Origin of the sequence: Kitasatospora papulosa (assembly GCF_000717245.1) — a bacterium.
In the GTDB taxonomy this organism is placed as follows: Bacteria; Actinomycetota; Actinomycetes; order Streptomycetales; family Streptomycetaceae; genus Streptomyces; species Streptomyces papulosus.
The window spans coordinates 102,382-126,592 of record NZ_JNYQ01000004.1; the positions used below are offsets into that span (position 1 = coordinate 102,382).

A 24,211-nucleotide genomic window follows, 5' to 3' on the forward strand; every position below is an offset into this window, starting at 1 on the left:
GATCCCGCCTCGATCACTCCTCGGCGGGGACCGCGGCCTCCCGGGCGGCGTCCGGCCCCTGTTCGAGGAGGACGGCGAAGCCCTCCTCGTCGAGCACGGGCACCTTCAGCTGCATCGCCTTGTCGTACTTCGACCCCGGGTTGTCGCCGACCACGACGAAGGAGGTCTTCTTCGAGACGGAGCCGGTGACCTTCGCCCCGAGGCTCTGGAGGGCGTCCTTGGCGCCGTCCCGGGTGTGCGCGGCCAGCGTGCCGGTGACCACGACGGTGAGGCCCTCCAGGGGCCGGGGCCCCTCGTCCTCGCCCGCACCCTCGTCCTCCATGCGGACCCCGGCCTCCCGCCACTTGCGCAGGATCTCGCGGTGCCAGTCCTCGGCGAACCACTGTTTGACCGAGGCGGCGATGATGGGCCCCACCCCGTCCGCCGCGGCGAGTTCCGCCTCGGAGGCCTCGTCGATCCGCTCGATGGACCGGAACTGCCGGGCCAGTTCGACGGCGGCCACCGGCCCCACGTGCCGGATCGACAGCCCGGTGAGGATCCGGGCGAGCGGGGCCTGCCTGGCCGCCGCGATGCCCTCCAGCATGCCGAGGGCGTTCTTCTTCGGCTCGCCCTGCTGGTTGGCGAAGACCGTGGCGATCTTCTCCTCGCCCGTCTTCGGGTCACGCTTGGGCAGTCCGCTGTCCGGGTCCAGGACGTACGCCCGGATGGGCAGCAGTTGCTCCACCGTCAGGCCGAAGAGGTCCCCCTCGTCCAGCAGCGGTGGCTCCTCGGGCTCCAGCGGTCGGGTCAGGGCGGCGGCGGCCACATAGCCGAAGTGGTCGATGTCCAGGCACTTACGGCCCGCCAGATAGGCCACGCGCTCCCGCAACTGGGCAGGGCAAGAGCGTGCGTTGGGGCAGCGGAGGTCGATGTCGGCCTCCTTCATCGGGCGCAGCGGCGTCCCGCACTCCGGGCACTCGGACGGCATGACGAACGCGTGCTCGCTGCCGTCCCGCAGGTCGACGACCGGGCCGAGGATCTCCGGGATGACGTCGCCCGCCTTGCGGAGCACCACCGTGTCACCGATGAGGACGCCCTTGGCCTTCACCACGTTCTGGTTGTGCAGGGTGGCGAACTCGACCTCGGAGCCCGCCACCTCGACCGGCTCGACCTGGGCGTACGGCGTGACCCGGCCGGTGCGTCCGACGCCGACGCGGATGTTGACCAGCTTGGTGTTGACCTCCTGCGGGGCGTACTTCCAGGCGATCGCCCAGCGCGGCGCGCGCGAGGTGGAGCCCAGCCTGCCCTGCAGGGGGATCTCGTCGAGCTTGACGACGACGCCGTCGATCTCGTGCTCGACGGACTGGCGGTTCTCGCCGAACCAGGCGATGAACTCCCGGACCTCGTCGAGCGACTCCACCACCTTGTTGTGTCTGGCGGTGGGCAGGCCCCATTCCCGGAGCAGGTCGTAGGCCTGGGAGAGCCGGTCGATGCCGAAGCCGTCGCGGGCGCCGATGCCGTGGACCACCATGTGCAGCGGGCGGGTGGCGGTGACCTTCGGGTCCTTCTGCCGCAGTGATCCGGCCGCCGCGTTGCGCGGGTTGGCGAAGGGCTTGTCGCCGGCCTCGACCAGCCGGGCGTTGAGCCCTTCGAAGGCCTCCATCGGGAAGAAGACCTCGCCCCGGATCTCGACGAGCGCGGGGATGTCGTCGCCCTTGAGGCGCAGGGGGATCTCGGCGATCGTACGGACGTTGGGGGTGATGTCCTCCCCCGTCCGGCCGTCACCGCGGGTCGCCGCGCGCGTGAGCCTGCCGTGCTCGTAGGTCAGGTTGACGGCGAGACCGTCCACCTTGAGCTCGCACAGGAAGTGGTATCCGCCCCCGCCCACGTCCTTGGCCACGCGCTCGGCCCAGGCGGCGAGCTCCCCGTCGTCGAAGGCGTTGTCCAGGGAGAGCAGGCGTTCACGGTGTTCGACGGAGGTGAACTCCGTGGTGTAGGGGCCAGCTACCTTCTGGGTCGGGGAGTCCGGTGTGCGCAGCTCGGGGTGTTCGTGCTCGATGGCCTCCAGCGCGCGCATCTGCCGGTCGAACTCGGCGTCGTCGACGACCGGCTGGTCCTTCACGTAGTACCGGAAGCGGTGCTCCTCGATCTGCTCGGCGAGAAGCGCGTGCCGTTCGCGCACCTCCGCCGGCACACCGGTCAGCTGCTGCGCCTGCTGTTCGCCGGCCATCGTCTGTTCCTCCGTTGCCCCGTTGACTTCCGACCTCGACGTCCCGTCACTCAGGGTTGTCCGCGAGCGACTTCGCGGCCCGGGCGCAGTGGGCGAGCGCGGCGCGCGCGTACGCGGGCGACGCCCCCGCCAGACCGCAGGACGGGGTGATCACGACGGACTCGCCGAGAGTCCCCGGATTCAGCCCCAGCCTGCTCCACAACGTCCTGACCTCCTTGACGCTACCGCCCGGGTCCGACAATGCGGCCGAGGCGCCGTCGAGGCCGGGAACCACGCCGAGGAAGAGCTGGGTGCCGCCTTCGACGGCTTCCCCGATCGCCTCCTCCTCACGCTCGGTGAGCAGCGAGAAGTCGAAGGACACCGCGCCCGCTCCCGCCCGGCGCAGCAGCGCGAACGGCACCTCCGGCGCGCAGGAGTGGACGGCAGTGAGTCCCTCACCGTTCACCGCGAGCACGTCGCGCAGCGTTCCCTCGACGACCTGGCGGTCCACGGCGCGGTAGGTGCGGTAGCCGCTCGCCGACCTGACCCGCCCTCGCAACACGGCGGTCAGGGACGGTTCGTCGAGCTGGAGCACGACCTCCGCGCCGGGGATCCTGCGCCGTACCTCCGCCAGGTGGGTGCGCAGGCCCTCGGCCAGCGAGCCGGCCAGGTCACGGCAGGCCCCCGGGTCGCCGAGCATGGCCTCGCCGCCCCGCAGCTCCAGCCCGGCGGCCAGCGTCCAGGGGCCGACGGCCTGGACCTTCAGCAGCCCCTCGTAGCCCTGGGTGAACTCCTCAAGGGCGTCGAGGTCCTCGCCCAGCCAGGAGCGGGCCCGGCGGGTGTCGCGGCCGGGGCGGTCGCTGATCCGCCAGCCGCTGGGCTCGACGTGGCCGTACATCTCGACGAGCAGACCGACGGTCCGCCCGATCATGTCCGCGCCGGGGCCTCGCGCCGGCAGCTCCGCCAGGTACGGCATGCCCTGTCCGTCCGCGAAGGACCCGGTGACGGTCCTGGCCGCCTCCCGGGCGTCTCCCCCCGGCATGGAACCGATCCCGGTGGCCGCACTCGTGCTGAACCCGCTCTTCTCGCTCACGCGGAAAGCCTACGGGCCCGGGGGCACGGCCTCTCAGCGGCCGGGGCGGACCGTCAGGTCGTTGATCTCGGCGTCGCGCGGCAGATCGAGTGCCAGCAGGATCGTGGTGGCGACGGACTCCGGGTCGATCCAGCGCGAGGCGTCGTACTCCTTGCCCTCCTGCTGGTGGACCTTGGCCTGCATGGGGCTGGCGGTGCGGCCCGGGTAGACGGAGGTGACCCTGACGCCGTTGCCGTGCTCCTCGTGGCGCAGGGAGTCGGCGAGTGCCTTGAGCCCGTGCTTGCTGGCGGCGTACGCGCCCCACTGGGCGTGGGCCGCGAGCCCCGCCCCGGAGTTCACGAAGACGACGTGGCCCTGCGCGACGCGCAGCTGCGGCAGCATCAGACGCGTCAGCTCGGCCGGGGAGACCAGATTGGCGTTGAGCTGGTGGTGCCAGGCCTTGGGGGTCAGGTCACCGACCGTGCCGAGTTCGACGACCCCCGCGATGTGCAGCAGCGAGTCGAGGTGCTCGGGCATCGGCTGGTGGCCGAAAGCCCAGGAGAGCCGGTCGGGGTTGCCGAGGTCGCCGACGAGCGTGCGGGCCCCGGGGTGGAGTGCGGCCAGTTCCTTGGCACGTCCGGCGTCGCGGGCCAGCAGCACGAGGTCGTCGCCGCGCTCCAGGAGGCGGCGGGCGACGGCGGCGCCGATGCCGGAGCCGGCACCGGTGATGAGGTGTGTAGGCATGCCCTCATGCTCGCACCAGGGCGTCCCGGCATCGGAGCAGGCCTGCCGGTCGCCCCGGGGCCGGGGGCATCCCGGTCAGAGCAGGCCTGCCGACTCCTCCAGGTAGGCCAGCGCGCCGACAGCGTCCTTGGCGAAGAAGACCAGCTCGGTGAGGGGCAGTGGCAGGAAGCCCTCGTCCTCCATGCGCTGGAACTGCTGGCGCAGGCCGTCGTAGAACCCCGCCGTGTTCAGCAGCACGACCGGCTTGGTGTGCTTGCCGTGCTTCTTCAGTTCCAGGATCTCCGTGGCCTCGTCGAGCGTGCCCGTGCCACCCACCATGATCACGATCGCGTCGGACTTCTCCAGGAGCAGCGCCTTGCGCTCGGCCAGGTCCTTGGCGATCACCATCTCGTCGGCGTTCGTGCGCGCCTTGGCCGCCAGGAAGTCCACCGACACCCCCACGAGCCGGCCGCCGGACTCCTGGACGCCGTCGGCGACGACCTTCATCAGCCCGCTCTCCGACCCGCCCCAGACCAGGGTGTGCCCGCCCCTGCCCAGCAGCTCGGCGAACTCGCGGGCGGGCACGGTGTAGCGGTCGTCGAGGTCGGCGGCGGAGAGGAAGACGCAGATGTTCATACGGACACCGTACGACCGCTCCCTGGTGCGGGGAGGAACCGGTACGGGAAGTGACCGGCACGGGAAGAAACCGGCCTTCCGCGGGGCTGAACCGGGTATGACCTCCCTCACCGGACACACCATCACCGTCGAACCCTCCACTGCACACGTGCGCGCGGTGCACGACGGGCAGGTGCTCGCCGAGAGCCGCCGCCCGCTGGTGCTGCGCGAGACGGGCTGTCCCGACCGCTACTACCTGCCGCCCGAGGATGTCCGTACGGAGCTGTTGTCACCCTCGGACACCCGTACGCACTGTCCGTTCAAGGGGGACGCATCGTACTGGTCACGGCCCGGAGCCGCGGACCTCGTCTGGGCCTACCCGGAGCCGAAGGAGGAGGTCGCGGCGATCAGGGACCACTTCTGCTTCTACGCCACGGACGTCGTGCCCGACTGACCGTCAGAAACATTTTCTCGCACCGGCGATGAGTTCCGGGCGGCCCGGCGGTCCACCCTCACATGGACAAGACTCTCTCCCGTGACGGCACGTCGATCGCGTACCGCCGCCACGGCGACGGACCACCGGTCATCCTGGTCGGCGGGGCCCTGAGCACGGCGGCCGACGAAGGGCCTCTGGCCGCCCTGCTGGCCCCTCGCTTCACGGTCCTCACGTACGACAGGCGGGGGCGCGGGGCGAGCGGAGATGGCGGTCCGTGGTCGCCGCGCCGCGAGATCGAGGACCTGGCGGCGATCGCGGCGGCGGCGGGCGGCCGCGTCTCGCTGTTCGGCATGCTGTCGGGTGGCGCGCTGGCCCTGGAGGCACAGGCCGCGGGGCTGCCCGTGGACCTGCTCGCGGTCTACCAGCCGCCGTACACCCCTGGGCCGGACGGCCTGCTGTACAAGTCACGCTGCACGGCGCTGCTGCACCGGCTGCTCGCGGAGGGCGACCGGGCCGGGGCGGTCGAGCTGTACCTGTCACAGACCGGGATCCCGGAGGAGACGGTCGCGCGCATGCGCCGGGCCCCGCTGTGGGCGGGCCTCGAAGCGGTGGCCCACACCCTCGCGTACGACGACGCCCTGCTGGGTGACGGCTCGGTGCCGGCGGCACGCCTCGCCTCCGTCACCGCGCGCACGCTGGTCATGACGGGCGGCTTCAGCACCGAGGAGGCGCGGAGGACGAGCCTGGCTCTCGCGGCGGCGGTCCCGCGTGCCAGGCAGCGCACCCTGACCGGTCAGACCCGTGAGGTCGCGCCGCACGCGATCGCGCCGGTCCTGGCGGAGTTCTTCGCCCGGGAGGTGTTCGCGGGCCGGGCGGCCCGATGACTTCGCGCGGGCCAGGTCCGTACAGGGGTCGGACCCGGCCCGCGCGGACGGCCGGGCGGCCCTCAGCCGGCCGCGGCGGCCGTCTCGCGCCGCACCGTCGTCGCGATCGTCGCCGAGCCGACGACCCGCGTCCCGTCGTACAGCACGACCGCCTGGCCGGGCGCCACACCGCGCACCGGCTCGGTGAACGTGACGTGCAGGGTGCCGTCGGTCAGCTCCGCCGTCACCTCGGTCTCGCCCCCGTGGGCGCGGAGCTGCGCGGTGTACGTGCCGGGGCCGGAGGGGGCCGTGCCGCACCAGCGGGGCTTGATCGCGGTCAGCGCCGTGACGTCCAGGGCCTCCACCGGGCCGACCGTCACCGTGTTGTTCACCGGGGAGATGTCCAGGACGTAGCGCGGCTTGCCGTCGGGGGCCGGGTGGCCGATGCGCAGGCCCTTGCGCTGGCCGATGGTGAAGCCGAACGCGCCCTCGTGCGTGCCCACCTTCGCACCGGACTCGTCGAGGATGTCGCCCTCCGCCGGGCCGCCGAGGCGCCCTGCCAGGAAGCCCTGGGTGTCACCGTCCGCGATGAAGCAGATGTCGTGGCTGTCGGGCTTCTTCGCGACCGCCAGACCGCGTCGCTCGGCCTCGGCCCGGATCTCGTCCTTGGTGGTGAGGGTGTCGCCCAGCGGGAACATCGCGTGGGCGAGCTGCTTCTCGTCCAGGACGCCGAGGACGTAGCTCTGGTCCTTGGCCATGTCCGAGGCGCGGTGCATCTCGCGGGTGCCGTCGTCCTTCAGCACGACCGTGGCGTAGTGGCCGGTGCAGACCGCGTCGAAGCCGAGGGCCAGCGCCTTGTCGAGCAGGGCCGCGAACTTGATCTTCTCGTTGCAGCGCAGGCAGGGGTTGGGCGTGCGCCCGGCCTCGTACTCCGCGACGAAGTCGTCCACGACGTCCTCACGGAAGCGTTCCGCCAGGTCCCAGACGTAGAACGGGATGCCGATGACGTCCGCCGCACGGCGGGCGTCCCGGGAGTCCTCGATGGTGCAACAGCCGCGCGCGCCCGTACGGAAGGACTGCGGGTTCGCGGAGAGGGCGAGGTGCACACCGGTCACGTCGTGGCCTGCCTCGGCGGCTCGGGCCGCCGCGACGGCGGAGTCGACTCCGCCCGACATGGCGGCGAGCACGCGGAGGGGGCGCTGGGAGGTCTGAGTCATAGCCCGTCCAGAGTACGGGGCCCCGGGAACCGAATGCTCTCGGATAAGCGTTGTGGAGCACATGGGGAACAATCGGAGTGCCGGATCACGGGGCAAAGGCCCTGGTCACGGCATCAGTCGCCGCACGCTGCTGATCGGCGGCGGCGCGGTCGCGGCCGCGGGCACGGCAGCTCTGGCGGCCGACGAGGTGCGGCACCTCTGGTGGCGGGTGCCGGGCGTCGAGAAGCCCCGCAAGGAGGGTGAGCTGGACTACGCCCCGGCGCGGTGGATCGCGGCCTCCGAGGCGAACTGGCGGCGGGCCGACCGCCCCGACGACTACGGCGTGGACCGGGTGATCGTCCATGTCACGCAGGGCAGCTACGCCAGCGCGGTCAAGGTCTTCCAGGACCCGGCGCACCAGGCGGCGACGCACTACATCGTCGGGCAGAACGGCCGCGTGACCCAGATGATCCGCGAGCTGGACGTGGCGTACCACGCGGGCAACCGCTCGTTCAACGAACGCAGCGTGGGTATCGAGCACGAGGGCTTCGTGGACCGCCCGCAGGACTTCACGAAGGCGATGTACACGGCCTCCGCGGAGCTGACGGCGGCGATATGCAAGCGGTACGGCATCCCGATGGACCGCGAGCACATCATCGGCCACGTCGAGGTCCCCGGCACGGACCACACCGACCCCGGGCCGCACTGGGACTGGCCCCGCTACATGAAGCTGGTGCGCGCGGCGTCCACGGGCGGCGGGACGCGGGCTAGCTGAGCCCGGCGGTCCTGGCCCGGTCGACGGCGGGGCCGATCGCCCGGGCCAGGTCGTGCACGTCCTGGACGGTCGAGGTGTGGCCGAGCGAGAAGCGCAGCGTGCCGCGCGCCAGGTCGGGGTCGGTGCCGGTGGCCAGCAGCACATGGCTGGGCTGCGCGATGCCCGCGGTGCACGCGGACCCCGTGGAGCAGGCGATGCCCTGGGCGTCGAGCAGCAGCAGGAGGGAGTCGCCCTCGCAGCCCGGGAAGGTGAAGTGGGCGTTGGCGGGGAGCCGGCCGCCCGGAGCCGGGTCGCCTCCGAGGAGGGCGTCGGGGACGGCCTCCAGGACGGCGGCGGCCAGCTCGTCCCGGAGTGCGCCGACCTCGCGGGCGAAGGCCTCGCGTCCCTCGGCGGCGTGCCGTCCGGCCACGGCGAACGCGGCCACGGCGGGCACGTCGAGCGTGCCGGAGCGCACGTGCCGCTCCTGTCCGCCGCCGTGCAGGACGGGTACGGGTGTCTGGTCGCGCCCGAGCAGCAGCGCGCCGATACCGAACGGGCCGCCGATCTTGTGCGCGCTGACCGTCATCGCGGCGAGCCCGGAACGGGCGAAGTCGACCTCCAGCTGGCCGAACGCCTGCACCGCGTCGGCGTGCATGGGGACACCGAACTCGTCGGCGACCTCGGCGAGTTCACGTATCGGCATGATGGTGCCGATTTCGTTGTTGGCCCACATCACGGTGATGAGCGCGACGTCGTCCGGGTTGCGGAGGAGCGCCTCCCGCAGGGCGTCCGGGTGCACCCGCCCGTACGCGTCGACGGGGAGGTAGTCGACCGTGGCGCCCTCGTGTTCCGCCAGCCAGTCCACGGCGTCGAGGACGGCGTGGTGCTCCACGGGACTGGCCAGGACCCGGGTGCGCCGGGGGTCGGCGTCGCGCCGGGACCAGTAGAGGCCCTTCACGGCGAGGTTGTCGGCCTCGGTGCCGCCCGAGGTCAGGACCACCTCGCTGGGGCGTGCGCCGAGCGCTTCGGCAAGGGTCTCTCTGGACTCCTCGACGGTACGGCGGGCCCGGCGCCCGGCAGCGTGCAGGGAGGACGCGTTACCGGTGACGGCGAGCTGCGCGGTCATCGCCGCGATCGCCTCCGGAAGCATCGGCGTGGTCGCGGCGTGGTCGAGGTAGGCCATGGTGGTGACGATTCTACGAGTCCGTGGCGCGGGGTGTGCCGTGGGCGGCGCCCGGCGCCCCCGGCTCCGGTCCGTCACGGCCGGGGGGGGGGGAGCACCGGCCCCGGTCACACCCGCGGCTCCTCGCGGCGCTCAGAGGGCCGTCCAGCGCTGCGACGCCGCTCCGGAGCAGCCGCTCGCCGCGAGGCCGCCGTTCCCCACTCCGAGGCAGCCGCCGGTGCCGACGCTCACCAGCGTGCCTCCCGCCCCCGCGCGCCAGCGGCGTGAGGCGTCCTCGTTGCACGAGAGCAGCAGGATCCCCCCGGCGCCCGCGGTGAGGCACGTCCTACCCGACTCGTGGACGAGCTGGAAGGCCCCGCCGGACACGGCCCGGACGCCCCAGACGGAACCGGACCCGTCGCAGTCCCCGGTGGTCGGGTAGCCGTTGAACGCGCCGACGAGACACTTGCCGTTGCCGCCGTTGCGATAGCGGTGGTTCCCGGCGGGTGCGGTGCCCCCGGAGCCGGCCCCGCCGGACGCGGTGAACCCGCCCGAGGAGCCGGACCCGCCGGAGGCGGCGGAGCCGGACCCGCCCGAGGAGCCGGAGCCGCCCGACGTACCCGAGCCGCCCGCCGCACCGGATCCACCGGAGCCGTCCTGGGGACCGCCCGCCGTGCCGCCGGTTCCCGGGGCCGGAGCGGAAGCGCGGCCGGCGGGCTCGTCCGCCCTCCCCGCGTCCTCGTCCTCGTCGCCCTTCTCCCCGTCCGTCGGCGACTTCCCCGGTGACGCGGAGCCGGACGGACTCGCACCCGAGGAGGAGACTCCGGGAACGGCCGGGGCGGAGGAACCGGCCGACGGCCCGCCGGCCATGTGGTCGTCCGCGCCGAAGGTGTAGGGCAGCAGCTGGAAGGCGAGCGTCGCTCCGCCCACGGCCACGACGACCGGTACGACGGCGAAGAGGACGCGGGTGCGCCGCCTCCGCTCGGACGTCGGGCGGGCCTCGGCCTTCCGCCCCAGCCGCAGAGTCTCCACGGACGGGGGCGGGGGCAGCTCGATCTCCTGGACGTGGGCCGCGAAGGCGGCCTTCGCCACGAGGTCGCCCCTGATGGAGTCCGGCCACAAAGGGGCCGCGAAGGGCCCGTGCTCCGTGGCCCGCCGCACCAGTTCGGACGCCGTGGGACGTGCCTCGGCGTCCTTGTCGAGACAGGCGGCGACGACATCGGCGAGCGCGGGGTCGAGCGTGCGCACCGCTTCGAGGTCGGGCTGCTCGTGCACGATGCGGTAGAGCACCGCGGGCCCGGACTCCTCGCCGAAGGGCGGGCTGCCGCCGGCCGCGTAGGCGATGACCGAACCCAGGGCGAACACGTCGGCGGCGCCGGTCAGGTCACGCTTCGTCGTGGCCTGTTCGGGAGCCATGTAGGCGGGGGTACCGACCACCATGCCGCTTCTGGTCAGCTGGCTCTGGTCCGTGGCACGGGCCACACCGAAGTCGATGACCGTGGCGCCCTCGACCGTCAGCATGACGTTCGACGGCTTGAGATCCCGGTGCACCATGCCGAGGCCGTGCACCGGGACCAGTCCCTTGGCGGCCTCACGCAACAGCAGCCACACGGCTTCCGCGGGCAGCGGCCTCTTGTGCCGCGCGAGCGCCTCGCTCAGGGTGAGCCCGGGGACGTACGCCGTGGCGAGCCACGGCGGCCTCGCGTCGCGGTCGCTGGCGATCAGCGGGGCGGTGGCCTCCGCGGGAAGCCGGGCGAGGTTGTCCAGCTCGTGCCCGAAGCGGCGGACGAAGTCCTGGTCCTCACCCGCGATCGAGGGCAGCACCTGCTTGACCGCGACCCACCGCCCCTCGTGGACGCCGAGGTAGACACGGCCCATCCCGCCGGCGCCGAGCCGGCCTGCGAGCGGAATCCCGCCGATCTGCCCGGGATCATCCGCCTCCAGCGGCCTGGCTCCGCTGCCCTTCAGGTCCGGCACGCCCACACTCTCCCCCGTGACACGTCACATGCGTTCCTCGGGAAGTCTGACCAGTGGATACTGGAAGCGGAAGCGTCTTCTAGAAAATCACTCCAGAAATTCACCGCGGAAGAGACCCGCCTCACGAACCACAGGGACGGCCACTCGATGAGCCCCAAGCAGCACCGCGGCGAGGTCACTTCCGATCTGCTCCTGGACGCCGCACTGCGCGTGTTCGTCGAGTCGGGCGAGCAGGGCCTCACGGTCAGCGCGGTCGTCCGCACCAGCGGCGTCAGCCTGGGCAGCCTCTACCACCACTTCGGCAGCCTCGACGGGCTGATAGGCGCGCTCAGCCACCGCTGGCTGGACAGGCTGCTGGGCGAGTTGACCAAGGCCCTCCGGAACGCCGGCACGGCGCGTGCGGGCATCGCCGGCGCCGTGGAGGCCTATCTGGCCTTCGTCCAGGAGCACCGGGGACCCGCACTGCTCCTGCATTCCCCCCTGGCCGACCGCAAGGGCATGGCGCGGGGCAGGGAGTTCCGGGACGCCCAGGAGGCGAGGGTCTCCGAAGTGGCGCTCTGGATACGGCAGGGCGTGGACTCAGGCGAACTGGCGCCGCTTCCGCTCCCGTTGATCGAGTCGCTGGTGCTGGGCCCGGTCGTCGCGGTCGCCCGCCGGTCGTTGTCGGGCATCGACGACGTCGATCTCGACGAGGCCGCGCGCCTCCTGCCCGAGCAGATCTGGCGGTCGGTCCGCGCGTAGGACCGGGGGGATCGGCCGGCGAGTGCCGCGCCGGAAGGGGGGCGGGGTCAGCCCGCAAGGCCCCAGGAGACGGTGCCGTTGACCGTGACCAGCACGGCCAGGACCACCAGGTCTGCGATGCCGAGGGCCAGTCCGAGCAGGGCGCGGCCACGGCGGGAGGTGCGGCGGGCGAGCGCGATGACCGCCATGACGACGGCGACCGGCCCGAGCAGGATGTTCATCACCAGGAGACCGAGCAGCCCGAGGACGAACGAGGCGACGGCGAGCCCGTCGGCCTCACGCCCGGGCTCACGGGTCGCGGCCGGGCGGCTGCCGTCGGACGGGGCCGGGGAGGCGTCGGCGGCGCGGGCGTCGCGCGGCGCGGTGCGTGCGGTGGTGAGTGCCATGGTGTGGGCTCCTTCGCGTCAGCGGGTGCGGCGGGCGAGGCGTTCACGTAGGCCGAAGACCGCCAGCCAGAGGCCGATCACGGCCGCGGCGGCCAGGGCCACGGGGAGCGGAAGGTGTGCGACCGCTCCGAGGACGACCCCCAGCAGGAGCAGGGCGGCGACGAGGACCAACATGTCCGGCCTTTCTGCGAGCTTTGAGAGTACGACTGTTCACTGACTCGCAAGTCTAAACCCTTTGGCCCTTCCGAGGCCCGGAGAACGGTTGTTTACTGAATGGCATGAGTCACACCATCGGCATCCGCCAGGCCCAGAAGCTGAAGACGCGTCAGGCGTTGCTCGACGCGTCACTGGAACTGCTGGAGCATCAGAGCCTGAGCAGCCTGGGCCTGCGTGAGGTGACGCGCGCCGTCGGAGTGACCCCGACCGCCTTCTACCGCCACTTCGACGACACCGCCGCACTGGGCGTCGCCCTCGTCGAGGAGACCCTGGGCAGTCTGCACGGCATGATCGGCGCGATCCTCGCGGACACGGGGGACAGCGAGGAGCGACTCGACCGCAGCGTCGGACTGATAGCGCGTCATGTCACCGCCCAGCCGGCCCACTTCCGGTTCATCGCCCGCGAACAGCACGGCGGTGTGGGACAGGTGCGCGAGGCCATCGCCGCCCAGCTGCGCGGCTTCGCCGAGGAGGTCGCCGAAGTCCTGTCCGCCGAGCCCGAGTCGGAGGGCTGGGACCGGGAGGACCTGCTGATGCTGGGCGGGCTGTACGTCGACCACATGGTGCTCACCGCGTCGGCCCTGCTGGACGCCGGTCCGGACGGCGAGCAGGAGGTCGTCCGGGTGGCGCGGCGCAGGCTGCGTCTGGTCACGCTGGGCCGGGCCCACTGGCTGGACACGCCCTAGGTGTGTCGACCCGCGGCCATGAGCCGGCCCGGCTCGGCCCCCGCGGGACTCCGGCCGGCCGAAGGGGCGGGGCACCTGGTCGTGGGGGACGCGCCCGTCGCCCTCACCCGTTCTCCGCGTACAGCCGTGTGACCGCCGCCGCGGCCTCGGCGAGCACGCGGCGTGCCTCCGGGGGCGACAGCACTTCGAGGTTCGGGCCGAAGGAGAGCAGGGACCGCGCCCAGGCGAGTTCCGGTACGGCGAGCTCGGCCAGCAGCCACTCCCCCGCGGAATCACCCTCCGGCTCCGGCCTGCCGGTCAGCACCCCCGTGTGGAGGCGTACGAAGAGGTCCAGCCGGGAACGGTGCACGCGCACCCGGAGCCGCACGTCGCCCGGCCGCTCCTCGACCTGACGGCGCAGCTCCTCCCAGACGTCGGCGGGCTCCACGCCTGCCCTGCGCACCACGGGCTCCTGGGTGAGCACGGCCCGCTTCACCCGGTCGGCACGGAAGAGGCGCGGCACGCCTTCCAGGTCGGCGATCAGATACCAGACGCCCGCCTTCACCACGAGGCCGTAGGGATCGACGGTGTGGGCGCGGGGAGTCTCCGTGCCGCTGTGCCGGTAGTGGAGCAGGAGCCGCCGGTCGGCGAAGACCGCGTCGTGCAGCTCCTCCACGTCGACGGCGGCACGGGGACCGCTCATCCAGCGGACCGGGTCCACCAGGATGCGGCGGCTGGTCTGTTCGGCCGCGGGCCGGTGCGGGGCGGGGAGGGCGGCCATCACCTTGCGCAGGGCGGAGGCCAGAGCGGCGTCCAGCCCGAGGGCGGCGTGCGCTCCCTGCGCGGCAAGGACGAACAGGGCGCGCGCCTCGTCGGCGGTGAGCCCGGTGACATCGGTACGGAAGCCCGGCAGCAGCGCGATGCCCCCGTTGCGCCCCCGCTCCGCGTACACGGGCACACCGGACGCCGACAGCGCCTCGACGTCCCGGTAGATGGTGCGTACGGAGACTTCGAGGCGCTCGGCCAGCTCGCCGGCCGGAACCGTGCCGCGGGTCTGGAGCAGCAGGAGGATGGAGAGCAGCCGGTCGGACTTCACCGCACCATCATGGCGCGGGGGTCAGCCGCGGGGTGCGCGGGCCAGCTGGCGGGACTGTGCGACGAGGCGGCCGGCGCTGTCCCACACGTCCGCGTCCTCCTCCAGGAAGCCTCCCGCGAGATTCCGGGTGGTGATGGAGACACGCAGCGGCCCCGGGGCCGGCCGGCAGCGGATGTGGGCGGTGAGCTCGACGGTGGGCGTCCAGCCCTTCAGTCCCAGCTCGAAGGAGGTGGGCGGCAGGGCGTCCACGGTGAGGAGCAGCGAGAGGGGATCGGCGTCGCGGCCGTCCGCCAGGCCGAACCAGCCCCGCATCTCGCCCTTGCCCGACGGTGCGCCGACGGCCCAGCCGACCGTCGCGGGGTCGAGCTTGATGTCCAGCCGTTCGGTGATGGCGGAGCTGCCGGGGATCACCGACGCGCCGTCGCTCGTTCCGAGGCACTGTTCCAGGGGCGGGAACGCCGGGGGCTCGGCCGACGTACGGATGTCGTCACTCAGGCCGTCCAGGTCGCCGTAGGTGGCCAGCACCCGGATGCGCTCGATCTCCGTGCCGTCCTCGGCGAACTGGAAGAGCGAGGCCTCGCCGGTGGAGAGCGTACGGCCGGTCCGGACCACCTGCGTACGGATCACGGCCGGGCCGGGGACCGAGGCGGTGAGGTAGTGCGCGGAGACCGAGAAGGGGTCGGAGTGCGGCAGCGCCTCGCCGAGCGCGCGGCCGAGCAGGGCGAGGAGGTAGCCGCCGTTGACCGCGTGGATGATCGTCCAGCCCGCGGAGAGCTCGGCGTCGTAGACGCCCTCCTCCCGGAGCGTGACCGCGGTGTCACGGTCGAACTCGCTGTCACCGATGGTCGCCTGTACCGCGCGCGACTCCTGCGCTGCTGCCTGTGCCATGGCACGCACGGTACACCGATCGTATTACTGAGCGGTAGCTTATTGTTCCGGTCAGATGACGGCCGCGTTCTCCTCGGCCCTGGCCGAGCGTCGGTTCCAGGCCCGCGGTGCCCTCCAGTGGAAGCGCATGGCCAGGAGCCGCAGGACGAACGCGGCGAGTGCGGCGGCACCGCTGGTGTAGGCGTTGAGCGTCTCGAACCTGATGCAGAGCACCACCATGACGGCTCCGACGATCGCGGGGACCGCGTACAGGTCCCGGTCCCAGCGCAGCAGCGAGGGCACCTCGTTGGCCAGGACGTCGCGCAGGACGCCGCCGCCGACCGCGGTGGCCAGGCCGAGGGCGGCGGACGAGGTGAGGCCGAGGCCGTACTCGTAGGCCTTGACCGTCCCGGCCACGCAGAAGAGACCGAGTCCCGCCGCGTCGAAGACGTTGACGCCGACCTGGATGCGTTCGACGTGCGGATGCAGGAAGAACACGAGGCCGGCGGCGATCAGCGGGGTCAGGAAGTAGCCGAGATCCGTGAAGGCCGCCGGGGGTACGGCACCGATCATCACGTCACGGAAAATCCCTCCGCCCAGCGCTGTCACCTCGGCGAGGACCGCGATGCCGAAGACATCGAAGTTCTTGCGGACGGCGAGCAGGGCTCCCGAGATCGCGAAGACGAAGATTCCGACGATGTCGAGGGCATGCTGGACGGAGGGGGTGAAGAGTTCGTTGAGCACCGGGCAATTGTGCCCGTACTACTTCTTCGGCTCGTCCTCCGCATCGGCGGACGGGGCCACGGCGCCCTTGCCGTCGGGTACGGAGGCGGACTCGGCGCTCTCCTCCGGCTCCTCCGAGGCGACGGGCTTCTCCGCCTGCGCGGCCGCTGCCGGCTCCGGCGCGCCCGCGCCCACCGACTTCACGGTGATGACGTCCGCGACGAGCGGCGCGTCCCCGGGTGCCTGGTCCTCGCCGTTCTCCGGGTGGTGGCACGCCACCTGATGCCCGGTCTTCAGCTGGAGCAGCGGCGGTTCGGTCGTCTTGCAGATCTGCGTGGCCTTCCAGCACCGGGTGTGGAAGCGGCAGCCCGAAGGCGGCGAGATCGGCGACGGCACGTCGCCCTTGAGCAGGATGCGGTCGCTCTTGGCTCCGCGCCTGCGCGGGTCCGGGACCGGGACGGCCGACATGAGCGCCGTGGTGTACGGGTGCATCGGCGCCTCGTACAGCGACGTACGGTCCGCGAGCTCCACGATCTTGCCGAGGTACATGACCGCGATCCGGTCCGAGACATGGCGGATGACCGACAGGTCGTGCGCGATGATCATGTACGTGAGCCCGAGCTCGTCCTGGAGGTCGTCCAGCAGGTTCACCACCTGGGCCTGGATCGACACGTCCAGTGCCGAGACCGGCTCGTCGGCGACGACCAGCTTCGGCTTCAGTGCGAGCGCGCGCGCGATGCCGATGCGCTGGCGCTGGCCGCCGGAGAACTCGTGCGGGTAGCGGTTGTAGTGCTCGGGGTTGAGCCCCACCAGCTCCAGGAGCCGCTGGACCTCCGCCTTCACGCCGCCCTCGGGCTTGACGCCCTGGAGCCGGAAGGGGGTGCCGACGATCCCGCCGACCGTGTGGCGCGGGTTCAGCGAGCCGTACGGGTCCTGGAAGATCATCTGGATGTCGCGGCGCATCGGGCGCAGCTTCCCGGCCGACATGTGGGTGATGTCGCGCCCCTGGAACTCGACCTTGCCGCCGGTCGGCTCCAGCAGCCGGGTCACCAGTCGGCCCATGGTCGACTTGCCGCATCCCGACTCGCCGACGACGCCCAGGGTCTCGCCCGGACGTACGTCGAAGGTGAGCCCGTCCACGGCCTGGACCGCGCCGACCTTGCGCTTCAGCACACCCTTGGTGATCGGGAAGTGCTTGACGAGGCCGTCGACCTTGAGGAGCGGCTCGGACCCGTCGGGCCTGGCCTCGGAAGACACGGGAGTCTTCTTGTTCGGATCAGTCACAGCTTCGGCGCAATCTCTTCGGTCCAGATACGGTCGCGCTGCTCACGCGACATGTGGCACGCGGAGTAGTGCCCGTCGCTGACCTGCTGCAGCTCCGGACGCTCGGTGCGGGTGATGTTGTCCGGCGGGACGTCGGCGTACGGGCAGCGCGGGTGGAAGGCGCAGCCCGACGGGACGTTGATGAGGCTGGGCGGGGAGCCCTTGACCGGGATGAGCCGGTCGGTCTGCTCGCGGTCGATGCGGGGCATCGAGCCGAGCAGGCCCCAGGTGTACGGGTGCTGGGGCTCGTAGAACACCTTCTCGGCGCTGCCGCGCTCGATGCAGCGTCCCGCGTACATCACGAGCAGGTTGTCCGCGATCTCAGCGACGACACCGAGGTCGTGGGTGATCATGACGACCGCGGAGCCGAACTCCTTCTGCAGGTCGCGGATCAGGTCGAGGATCTGCGCCTGGACGGTGACGTCGAGGGCGGTCGTCGGCTCGTCCGCGATGAGCAGCTGCGGGTTGTTGACCAGGGCCATCGCGATCATCGCGCGCTGGCGCATGCCGCCGGAGAACTGGTGCGGGTAGTCCTCGTACCGGCGGTGCGGCTCGGGGATCCCCACGCGGTCGAGCATCTCGATCGCGCGCTTCTTCGCGGCCTTCTTGTCGACCTTGTTGTGGACCCGGTGGGCCTCCACGATCTGCGCGCCGATGCTGTAGTACGGGTGCAGGGCGGACAGCGGGTCCTGGAAGATCATGGCCATCTTCTGGCCGCGGAGCGCGCGCACGCGCTCGGGGCCGGCGCCGATGAGCTCCTCGCCGTCGAGCCAGATCTCACCGCCGATCCGGGCACGCTCCGAGGTGTGGAGCCCCATGATCCCCAGCGAGGTCACGGACTTGCCGGAGCCGGACTCGCCGACGATGCCGAGGGTCTGGCCGGCCTTCAGGTCGAAGCTGACGCCGTCGACGGACTTGACCAGCCCGTCGTCGGTGTCGAAGTGGACGCTGAGGTTGCGTACGGACAGGAATTCCTTGTCGTCGCCGGTCCTCTGCGCGGGAACGGTGTCCGCCGCCGGGGAGTCCTTCTTGATTGCGTCGCTCATGAGAGCCTCACCCGGGGGTCGATCGCGGCGTACACGAGGTCCACCAGCAGGTTGCAGATGACGATGAAGAAGGCCGCGACCAGGGTCACGCCCATCACCTTGGGCAGGTCGGCGGTGGTGACGCCCTGGATGGCGAAGGCACCGAGTCCCTGGAAGGAGAAGACCCGCTCGGTGATGACCGCGCCGCCGAGCAGCAGTGCGAAGTCCATGCCGAAGATGGTGACGAGCGGGGTGAGCGCGGAGCGCAGGCCGTGCTTGACGACCACCTTGCGCTCCTTGAGGCCCTTGGCCCGCGCGGTTCTGATGTAGTCCTCGCCCATCGTCTCCAGCATCCCCGCCCGGGTGAGCCGGGCGTAGAGCGCGGAGTACAGCAGGGCGAGCGTGCACCAGGGCAGGACCAGGCTGCCCGCCCACTCCAGGGGACTGTCGGCGAACGGTACGTACTCCCCGTTGCCGAACAGGGCCAGCACGACGAGGCCGGTGAAGAACATCGGCAGCGAGACACCGGCGAGGGCGACGCCCATGGACATGCGGTCGAAGAACGAGCCCCGCTTCAGCGCGGAGACGACACCGATCGCGACACCGGAGACGACCCAGATGACGGCGGCACCGACGGCCAGCGACAGGGTGACCGGGACACGGTCGACGAGCTGCGGCCAGATCTCGGTGTGGGTCTTGAAGGAGTAGCCGAAGCAGGGGGCGTTGCAGGTCACCGGGTCGGGGCCGAACTGGTAGTCCGCGCCGACGACGATGCCCTTCACGAAGTTCCAGTACTGCAGGTAGAGGGGCTGGTCGAGCCCCAGGTTCTTCTTGACCGCGGCGATGACGTCGGGGTCGGGACTCTTCCCGACGTACTGGGCCGCCATCGAGTCGAGGGTCTGACCGCCGAGGCGGGGCACCAGGAAGAAGATCGCGAATGTGACTGCGCTGACCACCAGCAGCAGCAACACCGCGGCGAATACGCGTCGAATGATGTACGCAGCCACAGCCGTGCGGCGCCGGGCGGGCGGACGGGGTACGCCCGCCGGCCCGGCGCCTTCACCTGCCTTTCAGGGGATGCTGTCGATGAACAGGTGTTACTTGGTGGACGTCATCAGCACGTAGTCGTACATGCCGAGGTACGCGTCCGTGACCGTGACGTTCGCCGCGGAGTCCGGGCGGTAGAGCAGGTTCTTGCGGTAGAAGAGCGGAACGACCGAGGCGTTCTCCATGACCTTCTGGTCGACCTCGCCCCACGTGGCGTTGCGCGCCGTGGTGTCGACGGTGCCGATGCCCTTGACGAGGAGCTCGTTGATCGCCTTGTCGTCGAGCTCCATCAGGTTCGTGCCACCGGACGGCTTGATGGCCGATCCGTTCACGATCTGGTCGAGGAAGCCGAAGCCGGTCGGCCAGTCGGCACCCCAGGCCATCATCATCATGCCCGCGTTGTTCTTGTGGACCCACTCGGGGACACCGGCGAAGTCCGTGAAGTACTTGTCCGCGGGGAACTGCTTGATCTCGGCGGTGACGCCGATCGCCTTCAGGCTGCCCTGGAGCTGCGTGGCGGCGGTGATCTCGTCAGGACGGTCCGAGCGCGCCGTCAGCGTGGTCTTGAAGCCCTTGGGCTGACCGCACTTGGTCAGGTGCTCCTTGGCCTTGGCGACGTCGCCCTTGTTGCCCTCGGAGGGGTACAGGTCGAACTTCTTGTAGCCGGCGACGGTCGGGGGGATGACCGTGGTGGCCGGGTCGCCCTTGACCGAGCCGCCGATCGAGTCGACCATGCTCTGCTTGTCGACCGCGTACTGGACGGCCTTGCGGCACTCGACGTTGTCGAACGGCTTCACGTTGACGTTCAGCGCCAGGTACTGCAGGGCGCCGGCGTACGGGTTGTCCGTCTTGGCCTTCTCGGAGGCCTTGACCAGGACCTTGGGCTGGGTCTTGGACTGCAGACCCGTGCCCTCGGCGCCCACGGTGATGGCGTCGTTGAGAAGGTGGTCGTCGATCGTCGTCGCGTTGACGTTGAACTTGAGCTCGACCTTGTCGGCCAGCGCCTTGCGGATCGGGTCCGACTTCGGGTCCCACTCCGGGTTGCGGACCAGCGTCGCGCCCTTGCTCTCGTCGTACGCCGAGAACTTGTACGGACCCGAGGAGACCATCTTCTGGACGTAGCTGGCACCCGTGTCGGCCTTCTGCGGGACCGGAGCGGTCTGCGAGAAGGCGGCGAGGTAGTCCATGTCCGCGAACGGCTTGTTGAGCTTGAAGACGATCGTGTAGTCGTCCGGCGTCTCGATGGACTTGAGGCCCTCGGGCGACTTGTCCTTGTACGGACCCTTGTACTTGTCGCCGCCCTCGAGGTAGGCCTTGAAGTACGTCGGGCCGTTGGACAGGGCCTCCGGCGCGAAGTTGGAGCGCTCGACGGCGTACTTGACGTCCTTCGAGGTGACCTCGGTGCCGTCCTCGTACTTCACGCCCTTGCGGAGCGTGTACGTCCAGGTCTTGGCGTCGTCGCTGGCCTTGCCGAGGCTGGTCGCGAGGTCGGGAACGACCTCCAGGCTCTCCTTGCCGGCGGCCGGCTTGAAGGTCACCAGCGAACGGCCGTACAGGCGGGAGAAGTTCTGCACCCAGCCGTAGTACGTGTTGCCGGGGTCCAGGGAGTCCGGGCCGCTCGCGTGCTCCAGAGTGACCGTTCCCCCCTTCTTGTCGGTCGCGTTGACGATGCTCGTCAGACCGGCGTCAGCCTTGACGTTGCCCCCACCGCCGTTGCTGTCACCGCCCGAGTCGCCGCCGCTGCAGGCCGATGCGCCGAGCGAAACCGCTACGGCCACGGCTATGGCCGCTGCTGTCTTTCTGTTCTGCATGCTGAGGAAAGCCCCCTCGCTAGTCCGGTGCGGCGATGCCGCGATTACTTGCCACGAGGGTCGAGTGCGTCACGCAGCCCGTCCCCCAGCAGATTGAAGGCCAGCACGGTGATGAAGATCGCCATACCGGGGATGACCATGAACATCGGGTCCACCTCGTAGAGGTCGACCGCCTGCGTGAGCATGCCGCCCCAGGAGGCCTGCGGCGGGGCGATACCGACACCGAGGAAGGAGAGCGACGCCTCGAAGAGGATGTTCGTGGGGATCAGCAGCGTCGCGTACACGAGGATCGGCGCGATCAGGTTCGGCAGGAGCTCGCGGAAGAGGATGAACGGGCCGCGTGCGCCCAGCGACCGGGCGGCCTCGACGAACTCGCGCTCGCGCAGCGACAGGGTCTGCGCGCGGACGATACGGCCGATGTAGGGCCAGCTGAAGAAGCCGATCACGAAGATCAGGACCGCGATCCGCAGCGTGAGCCCTTCCAGCCCGAAGGCGTTGCCCTGCAGGGAGGCGGAGATGGAGATCGCGAAGAGGAGCAGCGGGAAGGCGAGGAAGGTGTCCATCAGCCGGCTGATGAAGCTGTCCACCCAGCCGCCGTAGAACCCGGCCACGACGCCCATGACGACGCCGATGACGACGGAGAGCAGCGTGGAGCCGACGGCGACCACGAGGGAGACCCAGGAGCCTTCGAGGATGCGCGCCAGGATGTCGCGTCCGGTCTGCGGCTCGACCCCGAGGGGGTGGTCCCAACTGATGCCGCCGAGCGAGCCCTTGGGGGCCAGCATGACCGGGTCGACCAGGCTCTGGTTGAACGCGTTGGGGTCGAGTCCGAGGAGCGACTGCAGCGGCTTGGAAAGCATCGCGACGAGGATCAGCAGCACGACAACGATGCCACCGGCCATCGCGGCCTTGTCCCGCTTGAAGCGCGTCCAGGCGATTCGGCCGAGCGAACGGCCCTCGATCTCCTTACGTCCGGCGCCTTCCAGCACCGTCTCGGGCTGCGCGTCCGCCCGGGTGGTCTCGATCGGTGCCGTCATTGCGTTGGAGACCCCTCTCGGCCGACGGTGGCCGGCCTGTGAACCGCCGCTGTAGCGGCTCTTACGAAATGTGACACAAGTGGCGATGTGCGGCCGAAGAGACCCTGTTTGAAAGAGGGTCGCGCCGGGCATGGACCACCTGCTGCCAGGAGTCTTCAACCACTTTGCGATCACCCGCCAGACCTGACGGGGAATGTTTGCATAAACGTGATGCTGCCAAGGGGCTTCCGTTATCCGGACAACCATGCTTCGTGAGCGGACCTCTCGGTCACTAATCCGTGATTACGGACATGACGCCCAACTGCATGGAACAAGCCACCAATTACCCTCGGCGGTTCCGCACGGCTGACGTGTCGTCAGTAGACGTGCGGGGCGGTGCCGGTGGCCGGCGGGTAGCCGTATCCGGGCGCCGGGGGCGCCTGGACGTGCGCCTCGCGGTCGTAGAACGGCCGGGCGTTGGCGTTCAGCCACATCGCGACGGGGTCGTACTCGTCGGACAGGGAGACGGTCGAGACGGGCAGCCCGTCGGGGACGACGCCGATCGACTGCTGCATCATCGCGCGGACCGCGTCGACGGACGGCCGTCCGGTGTCGTAGAGATCGAGCCCGATCGCGAGGTACGGGACACCGAGCGCGGGCTGCACCCACGCGCGGCGCAGGGCCCGGACGGCGGGGGTGCGATGGGCGTTCTGCGACAGCAGGGCGTAGAACTGCGGGATCTCGACGGCGGGTTCGGTGAGCCGGAGCGGCCCCGCGGGCATCCGGTCGAGGCCGGTGGCGATGCGGCGCAGATCCAGCCAGGGGATGCCCACGCCGCCGCCGGGGGCGTGCGGGTTGAGCCAGATGCCCCAGCGGTCGGGGAAGAGGGAACGGGCGATGTCACGGCCGGTGGTCAGCTCGTGGGCCCGGTTCCAGCCGCTGGCGGAGAGCTCCTGCGCGGAGGTCACGCACGGGGCGTACCCGAGGCCCTCGACCTCCATGTTGCCGTACTGGGCGTCGGGGGAGCCCGCCGTGCCGTGCCAGAGCAGCATCCAGACCTGGCCGTCCGCCAGGGACCTCAGCAGCGCCTCGTACGAGTCGAGGCGCCCGGGGGCCACCTGGCGGAGCATGTGCTCGACATCTCCCCGGGCTCCCGGCTTCGCCTGAGCGGTGGGACCCCCATGAGCGGGGGACACCCCACCGGCCGCCCCCACGCCTGACGCACTCACTCTGGGTCCCGCCCCTCTTCGATCCGCTGTTCTGCTTCACGGTGTTGTGGCGCCGCTCCCGGGCACACGGGGCAGCCTCGTCATCCAACCAGCTTATGCGCCGCCCACGACACCGGCTCGACGCCACGGGTCCCGCCGTCAGTACCCGTCGCGCCGGTAGAACGGACGGACCTTCTCCAGCATCCAGTCACCGACCGGGTCCTGTGCCACGTCGAGCAGGACGAGATTGACCGGCCAGGGCACCTGGACCCGGCCCAGCGCGCGCCCCAGGGCGTCCAGCGGAACACTCTGCTCCGCGGCCTCCCGTACGGCGAACTCGACGCCGACGAAGAGGGCGGGGCTGTCGCCCTCGATGCTGGCCAGCACCCGGCGCGCGGTGCTCACCACTCCGGTTTCCTGGAACTCGGCGGACACCGCGGAGAGGAAGTCCACGGGGTCCTCCTTCCAGTCCGGCTCGTACAGCCGCACCCTGCCTCCGCTCGCGGGACCGTCGAGCGGGGTGCGCCCGGCGCGGCAGAGCTCGGCGACGGCGGCCGGCGGCAGGGGTACGCCGACGGCACCGCCGGGGTTGACCGCGATGCCGAGCTGCGGGGGCAGCCCACGGGCGAACTCGCGCGCGGGCGCGACGGTGAAGGAGAGATGGGTGCCGACGCACTGGAGGAACTGCGCCTCGGAGCTGAACACGGGGACGTACGCGCCGCCTTCGATGTCGACCGTCGGCAGGTCGAGGCCGATGCTGTCGGGGCCCCCGCCGTTCGGCAGCGGCACCCAGACATGACTGCGTCCGAGGACCTCGACCAGTCGTCCGCCCGCCCCGGGTACGCCGATCGAGGCGCCGAGCGTCTCCTCGAGCTCGTTGGCCGGCCATCCCTGCGACGGATACGACGGGTCCTGGCCCTGAGCCGGAATCTCCACGGTGTCTGTGTCCCTTTCTCGCCATGCTGTGCGGCTGAAACCTTAGACCGGCTCGCACCGCGAGGGCAGTGCCGCAGGCGGGAGCCGTGGCCGGGCCCACCGGGCCGTCCAGATTCCGGACGGCCCGCCGCAGGGGCGCGAACTGTGCGTGTGCGAACGGTGACG

General features: G+C 71.0%; 24 protein-coding genes. 5 read left to right on the top strand and 19 right to left on the bottom strand.

Annotated features, from left to right (window positions below):
• Positions 1-13: 13 nt before the first annotated feature.
• The 4 genes from ligA to IA22_RS0111710 all read right to left on the bottom strand — a co-directional run bounded on the left by ligA (position 14) and on the right by IA22_RS0111710 (position 4,619).
• The gene (gene ligA / locus IA22_RS0111695) at positions 14-2,209 is read right to left on the bottom strand and encodes an NAD-dependent DNA ligase LigA (protein ID WP_030123575.1); all 2,196 of its coding nucleotides are present in this window, start codon (positions 2,207-2,209) and stop codon (positions 14-16) included.
• A 46-nt stretch (positions 2,210-2,255) separates the two neighbouring features.
• Entirely contained in the window at positions 2,256-3,281 is a 1,026-nt protein-coding gene (locus IA22_RS0111700) for a methionine synthase (protein ID WP_030123576.1), read from the bottom strand.
• A 33-nt stretch (positions 3,282-3,314) separates the two neighbouring features.
• Entirely contained in the window at positions 3,315-4,004 is a 690-nt protein-coding gene (locus tag IA22_RS0111705; RefSeq protein ID WP_014153939.1) for an SDR family oxidoreductase, read from the bottom strand.
• A 75-nt stretch (positions 4,005-4,079) separates the two neighbouring features.
• Positions 4,080-4,619: an LOG family protein gene (locus tag IA22_RS0111710; protein ID WP_015578824.1), complete on the bottom strand. Its 540-nt coding sequence runs from the start codon at positions 4,617-4,619 to the stop codon at positions 4,080-4,082.
• A gap of 97 nt (positions 4,620-4,716) precedes the next feature.
• Between IA22_RS0111710 and IA22_RS0111715 the strand changes: the two genes are divergently transcribed.
• On the top strand, positions 4,717-5,052 hold the full coding sequence (locus tag IA22_RS0111715; RefSeq protein ID WP_030123577.1) for a DUF427 domain-containing protein: 336 nt from the start codon (positions 4,717-4,719) through the stop codon (positions 5,050-5,052).
• 62 nt (positions 5,053-5,114) lie between these two features.
• Positions 5,115-5,918 carry an alpha/beta fold hydrolase gene (locus tag IA22_RS0111720; protein WP_030123578.1) on the top strand — a complete coding sequence of 268 codons (804 nt, stop codon included), beginning with the start codon at positions 5,115-5,117 and terminating at the stop codon, positions 5,916-5,918.
• Positions 5,919-5,980: 62 nt separating this feature from the next.
• On the opposite strand, the gene mnmA is transcribed toward IA22_RS0111720, so the two are convergent.
• Entirely contained in the window at positions 5,981-7,114 is a 1,134-nt protein-coding gene (mnmA, locus tag IA22_RS0111725) for a tRNA 2-thiouridine(34) synthase MnmA (protein WP_014153943.1), read from the bottom strand.
• 61 nt (positions 7,115-7,175) lie between these two features.
• Between mnmA and IA22_RS0111730 the strand changes: the two genes are divergently transcribed.
• Positions 7,176-7,868, top strand: a complete 693-nt coding sequence (locus tag IA22_RS0111730; protein WP_030123579.1) for an N-acetylmuramoyl-L-alanine amidase — start codon at positions 7,176-7,178, stop codon at positions 7,866-7,868.
• Here the strand turns inward: IA22_RS0111730 and IA22_RS0111735 are convergent.
• On the bottom strand, positions 7,861-9,030 hold the full coding sequence (locus tag IA22_RS0111735; RefSeq protein WP_015578819.1) for a cysteine desulfurase family protein: 1,170 nt from the start codon (positions 9,028-9,030) through the stop codon (positions 7,861-7,863). The genes IA22_RS0111730 and IA22_RS0111735 overlap by 8 nt on opposite strands.
• Before the next feature lie 132 nt (positions 9,031-9,162).
• Positions 9,163-10,986, bottom strand: a complete 1,824-nt coding sequence (locus tag IA22_RS0111740; protein ID WP_030123580.1) for a serine/threonine-protein kinase — start codon at positions 10,984-10,986, stop codon at positions 9,163-9,165.
• A gap of 147 nt (positions 10,987-11,133) precedes the next feature.
• Between IA22_RS0111740 and IA22_RS0111745 the strand changes: the two genes are divergently transcribed.
• A complete protein-coding gene (locus IA22_RS0111745) occupies positions 11,134-11,727 on the top strand; it encodes a TetR/AcrR family transcriptional regulator (RefSeq protein WP_030123581.1) in 594 nt (197 codons plus the stop codon).
• A 47-nt stretch (positions 11,728-11,774) separates the two neighbouring features.
• Here IA22_RS0111745 and IA22_RS0111750 read toward each other — a convergent pair whose 3' ends face one another.
• Both IA22_RS0111750 and IA22_RS37105 read right to left on the bottom strand, forming a co-directional pair.
• Positions 11,775-12,113 carry a hypothetical protein gene (locus tag IA22_RS0111750; protein ID WP_014153948.1) on the bottom strand — a complete coding sequence of 113 codons (339 nt, stop codon included), beginning with the start codon at positions 12,111-12,113 and terminating at the stop codon, positions 11,775-11,777.
• Positions 12,114-12,131: 18 nt separating this feature from the next.
• Positions 12,132-12,287, bottom strand: coding sequence for a hypothetical protein (locus IA22_RS37105; protein WP_014153949.1), 156 nt, complete (start codon positions 12,285-12,287; stop codon positions 12,132-12,134).
• 104 nt (positions 12,288-12,391) lie between these two features.
• On the opposite strand from IA22_RS37105, the gene IA22_RS0111760 reads away from it, so the two are divergent.
• Positions 12,392-13,015, top strand: coding sequence for a TetR family transcriptional regulator (locus IA22_RS0111760; RefSeq protein WP_014153950.1), 624 nt, complete (start codon positions 12,392-12,394; stop codon positions 13,013-13,015).
• A 103-nt stretch (positions 13,016-13,118) separates the two neighbouring features.
• On the opposite strand, the gene IA22_RS0111765 is transcribed toward IA22_RS0111760, so the two are convergent.
• The 10 genes from IA22_RS0111765 to IA22_RS0111810 form a co-directional block, all read right to left on the bottom strand.
• The gene (locus IA22_RS0111765; RefSeq protein WP_014153951.1) at positions 13,119-14,090 is read right to left on the bottom strand and encodes a helix-turn-helix transcriptional regulator; all 972 of its coding nucleotides are present in this window, start codon (positions 14,088-14,090) and stop codon (positions 13,119-13,121) included.
• A 21-nt stretch (positions 14,091-14,111) separates the two neighbouring features.
• Positions 14,112-14,978, bottom strand: a complete 867-nt coding sequence (locus IA22_RS0111770) for a thioesterase family protein (protein ID WP_014153952.1) — start codon at positions 14,976-14,978, stop codon at positions 14,112-14,114.
• 51 nt (positions 14,979-15,029) lie between these two features.
• The gene (locus tag IA22_RS0111775; RefSeq protein WP_014153953.1) at positions 15,030-15,701 is read right to left on the bottom strand and encodes a trimeric intracellular cation channel family protein; all 672 of its coding nucleotides are present in this window, start codon (positions 15,699-15,701) and stop codon (positions 15,030-15,032) included.
• An 18-nt stretch (positions 15,702-15,719) separates the two neighbouring features.
• Entirely contained in the window at positions 15,720-16,964 is a 1,245-nt protein-coding gene (locus IA22_RS0111780; RefSeq protein ID WP_030123582.1) for an ABC transporter ATP-binding protein, read from the bottom strand.
• Positions 16,961-18,049: an ABC transporter ATP-binding protein gene (locus IA22_RS0111785; protein ID WP_014153955.1), complete on the bottom strand. Its 1,089-nt coding sequence runs from the start codon at positions 18,047-18,049 to the stop codon at positions 16,961-16,963. The genes IA22_RS0111780 and IA22_RS0111785 overlap by 4 nt, the downstream gene beginning before the upstream one ends.
• Positions 18,046-19,035: an ABC transporter permease gene (locus tag IA22_RS0111790; RefSeq protein WP_014153956.1), complete on the bottom strand. Its 990-nt coding sequence runs from the start codon at positions 19,033-19,035 to the stop codon at positions 18,046-18,048. The genes IA22_RS0111785 and IA22_RS0111790 overlap by 4 nt, the downstream gene beginning before the upstream one ends.
• Before the next feature lie 90 nt (positions 19,036-19,125).
• A complete protein-coding gene (locus IA22_RS0111795; protein WP_014153957.1) occupies positions 19,126-20,886 on the bottom strand; it encodes an ABC transporter substrate-binding protein in 1,761 nt (586 codons plus the stop codon).
• 44 nt (positions 20,887-20,930) lie between these two features.
• The gene (locus tag IA22_RS0111800) at positions 20,931-21,923 is read right to left on the bottom strand and encodes an ABC transporter permease (RefSeq protein ID WP_015578812.1); all 993 of its coding nucleotides are present in this window, start codon (positions 21,921-21,923) and stop codon (positions 20,931-20,933) included.
• A 356-nt stretch (positions 21,924-22,279) separates the two neighbouring features.
• Positions 22,280-23,032 (bottom strand): enhanced serine sensitivity protein SseB C-terminal domain-containing protein, encoded by a 753-nt coding sequence (locus tag IA22_RS0111805; protein ID WP_015578811.1) that lies wholly within the window; start codon positions 23,030-23,032, stop codon positions 22,280-22,282.
• A gap of 237 nt (positions 23,033-23,269) precedes the next feature.
• A complete protein-coding gene (locus IA22_RS0111810) occupies positions 23,270-24,046 on the bottom strand; it encodes an enhanced serine sensitivity protein SseB (RefSeq protein ID WP_015578810.1) in 777 nt (258 codons plus the stop codon).
• Positions 24,047-24,211 lie beyond the last annotated feature (165 nt).

Excerpts from the sequence above, each read along its gene's own strand:
- ligA (WP_030123575.1), bottom strand. The coding sequence starts at position 2,209 with ATGGCCGGCGAACAGCAGGCGCAGCAGCTGACCGGTGTGCCGGCGGAG.
- IA22_RS0111705 (WP_014153939.1), bottom strand. The coding sequence starts at position 4,004 with ATGCCTACACACCTCATCACCGGTGCCGGCTCCGGCATCGGCGCCGCC.
- IA22_RS0111710 (WP_015578824.1), bottom strand. The coding sequence starts at position 4,619 with ATGAACATCTGCGTCTTCCTCTCCGCCGCCGACCTCGACGACCGCTAC.
- IA22_RS0111715 (WP_030123577.1), top strand. The coding sequence starts at position 4,717 with ATGACCTCCCTCACCGGACACACCATCACCGTCGAACCCTCCACTGCA.
- IA22_RS0111720 (WP_030123578.1), top strand. The coding sequence starts at position 5,115 with ATGGACAAGACTCTCTCCCGTGACGGCACGTCGATCGCGTACCGCCGC.
- mnmA (WP_014153943.1), bottom strand. The coding sequence starts at position 7,114 with ATGACTCAGACCTCCCAGCGCCCCCTCCGCGTGCTCGCCGCCATGTCG.
- IA22_RS0111730 (WP_030123579.1), top strand. The coding sequence starts at position 7,176 with ATGGGGAACAATCGGAGTGCCGGATCACGGGGCAAAGGCCCTGGTCAC.
- IA22_RS0111735 (WP_015578819.1), bottom strand. The coding sequence starts at position 9,030 with ATGGCCTACCTCGACCACGCCGCGACCACGCCGATGCTTCCGGAGGCG.
- IA22_RS0111745 (WP_030123581.1), top strand. The coding sequence starts at position 11,134 with ATGAGCCCCAAGCAGCACCGCGGCGAGGTCACTTCCGATCTGCTCCTG.
- IA22_RS0111750 (WP_014153948.1), bottom strand. The coding sequence starts at position 12,113 with ATGGCACTCACCACCGCACGCACCGCGCCGCGCGACGCCCGCGCCGCC.
- IA22_RS37105 (WP_014153949.1), bottom strand. The coding sequence starts at position 12,287 with ATGTTGGTCCTCGTCGCCGCCCTGCTCCTGCTGGGGGTCGTCCTCGGA.
- IA22_RS0111760 (WP_014153950.1), top strand. The coding sequence starts at position 12,392 with ATGAGTCACACCATCGGCATCCGCCAGGCCCAGAAGCTGAAGACGCGT.
- IA22_RS0111770 (WP_014153952.1), bottom strand. The coding sequence starts at position 14,978 with ATGGCACAGGCAGCAGCGCAGGAGTCGCGCGCGGTACAGGCGACCATC.
- IA22_RS0111785 (WP_014153955.1), bottom strand. The coding sequence starts at position 18,049 with ATGAGCGACGCAATCAAGAAGGACTCCCCGGCGGCGGACACCGTTCCC.
- IA22_RS0111795 (WP_014153957.1), bottom strand. The coding sequence starts at position 20,886 with ATGCAGAACAGAAAGACAGCAGCGGCCATAGCCGTGGCCGTAGCGGTT.
- IA22_RS0111800 (WP_015578812.1), bottom strand. The coding sequence starts at position 21,923 with ATGACGGCACCGATCGAGACCACCCGGGCGGACGCGCAGCCCGAGACG.
- IA22_RS0111805 (WP_015578811.1), bottom strand. The coding sequence starts at position 23,032 with ATGCTCCGCCAGGTGGCCCCCGGGCGCCTCGACTCGTACGAGGCGCTG.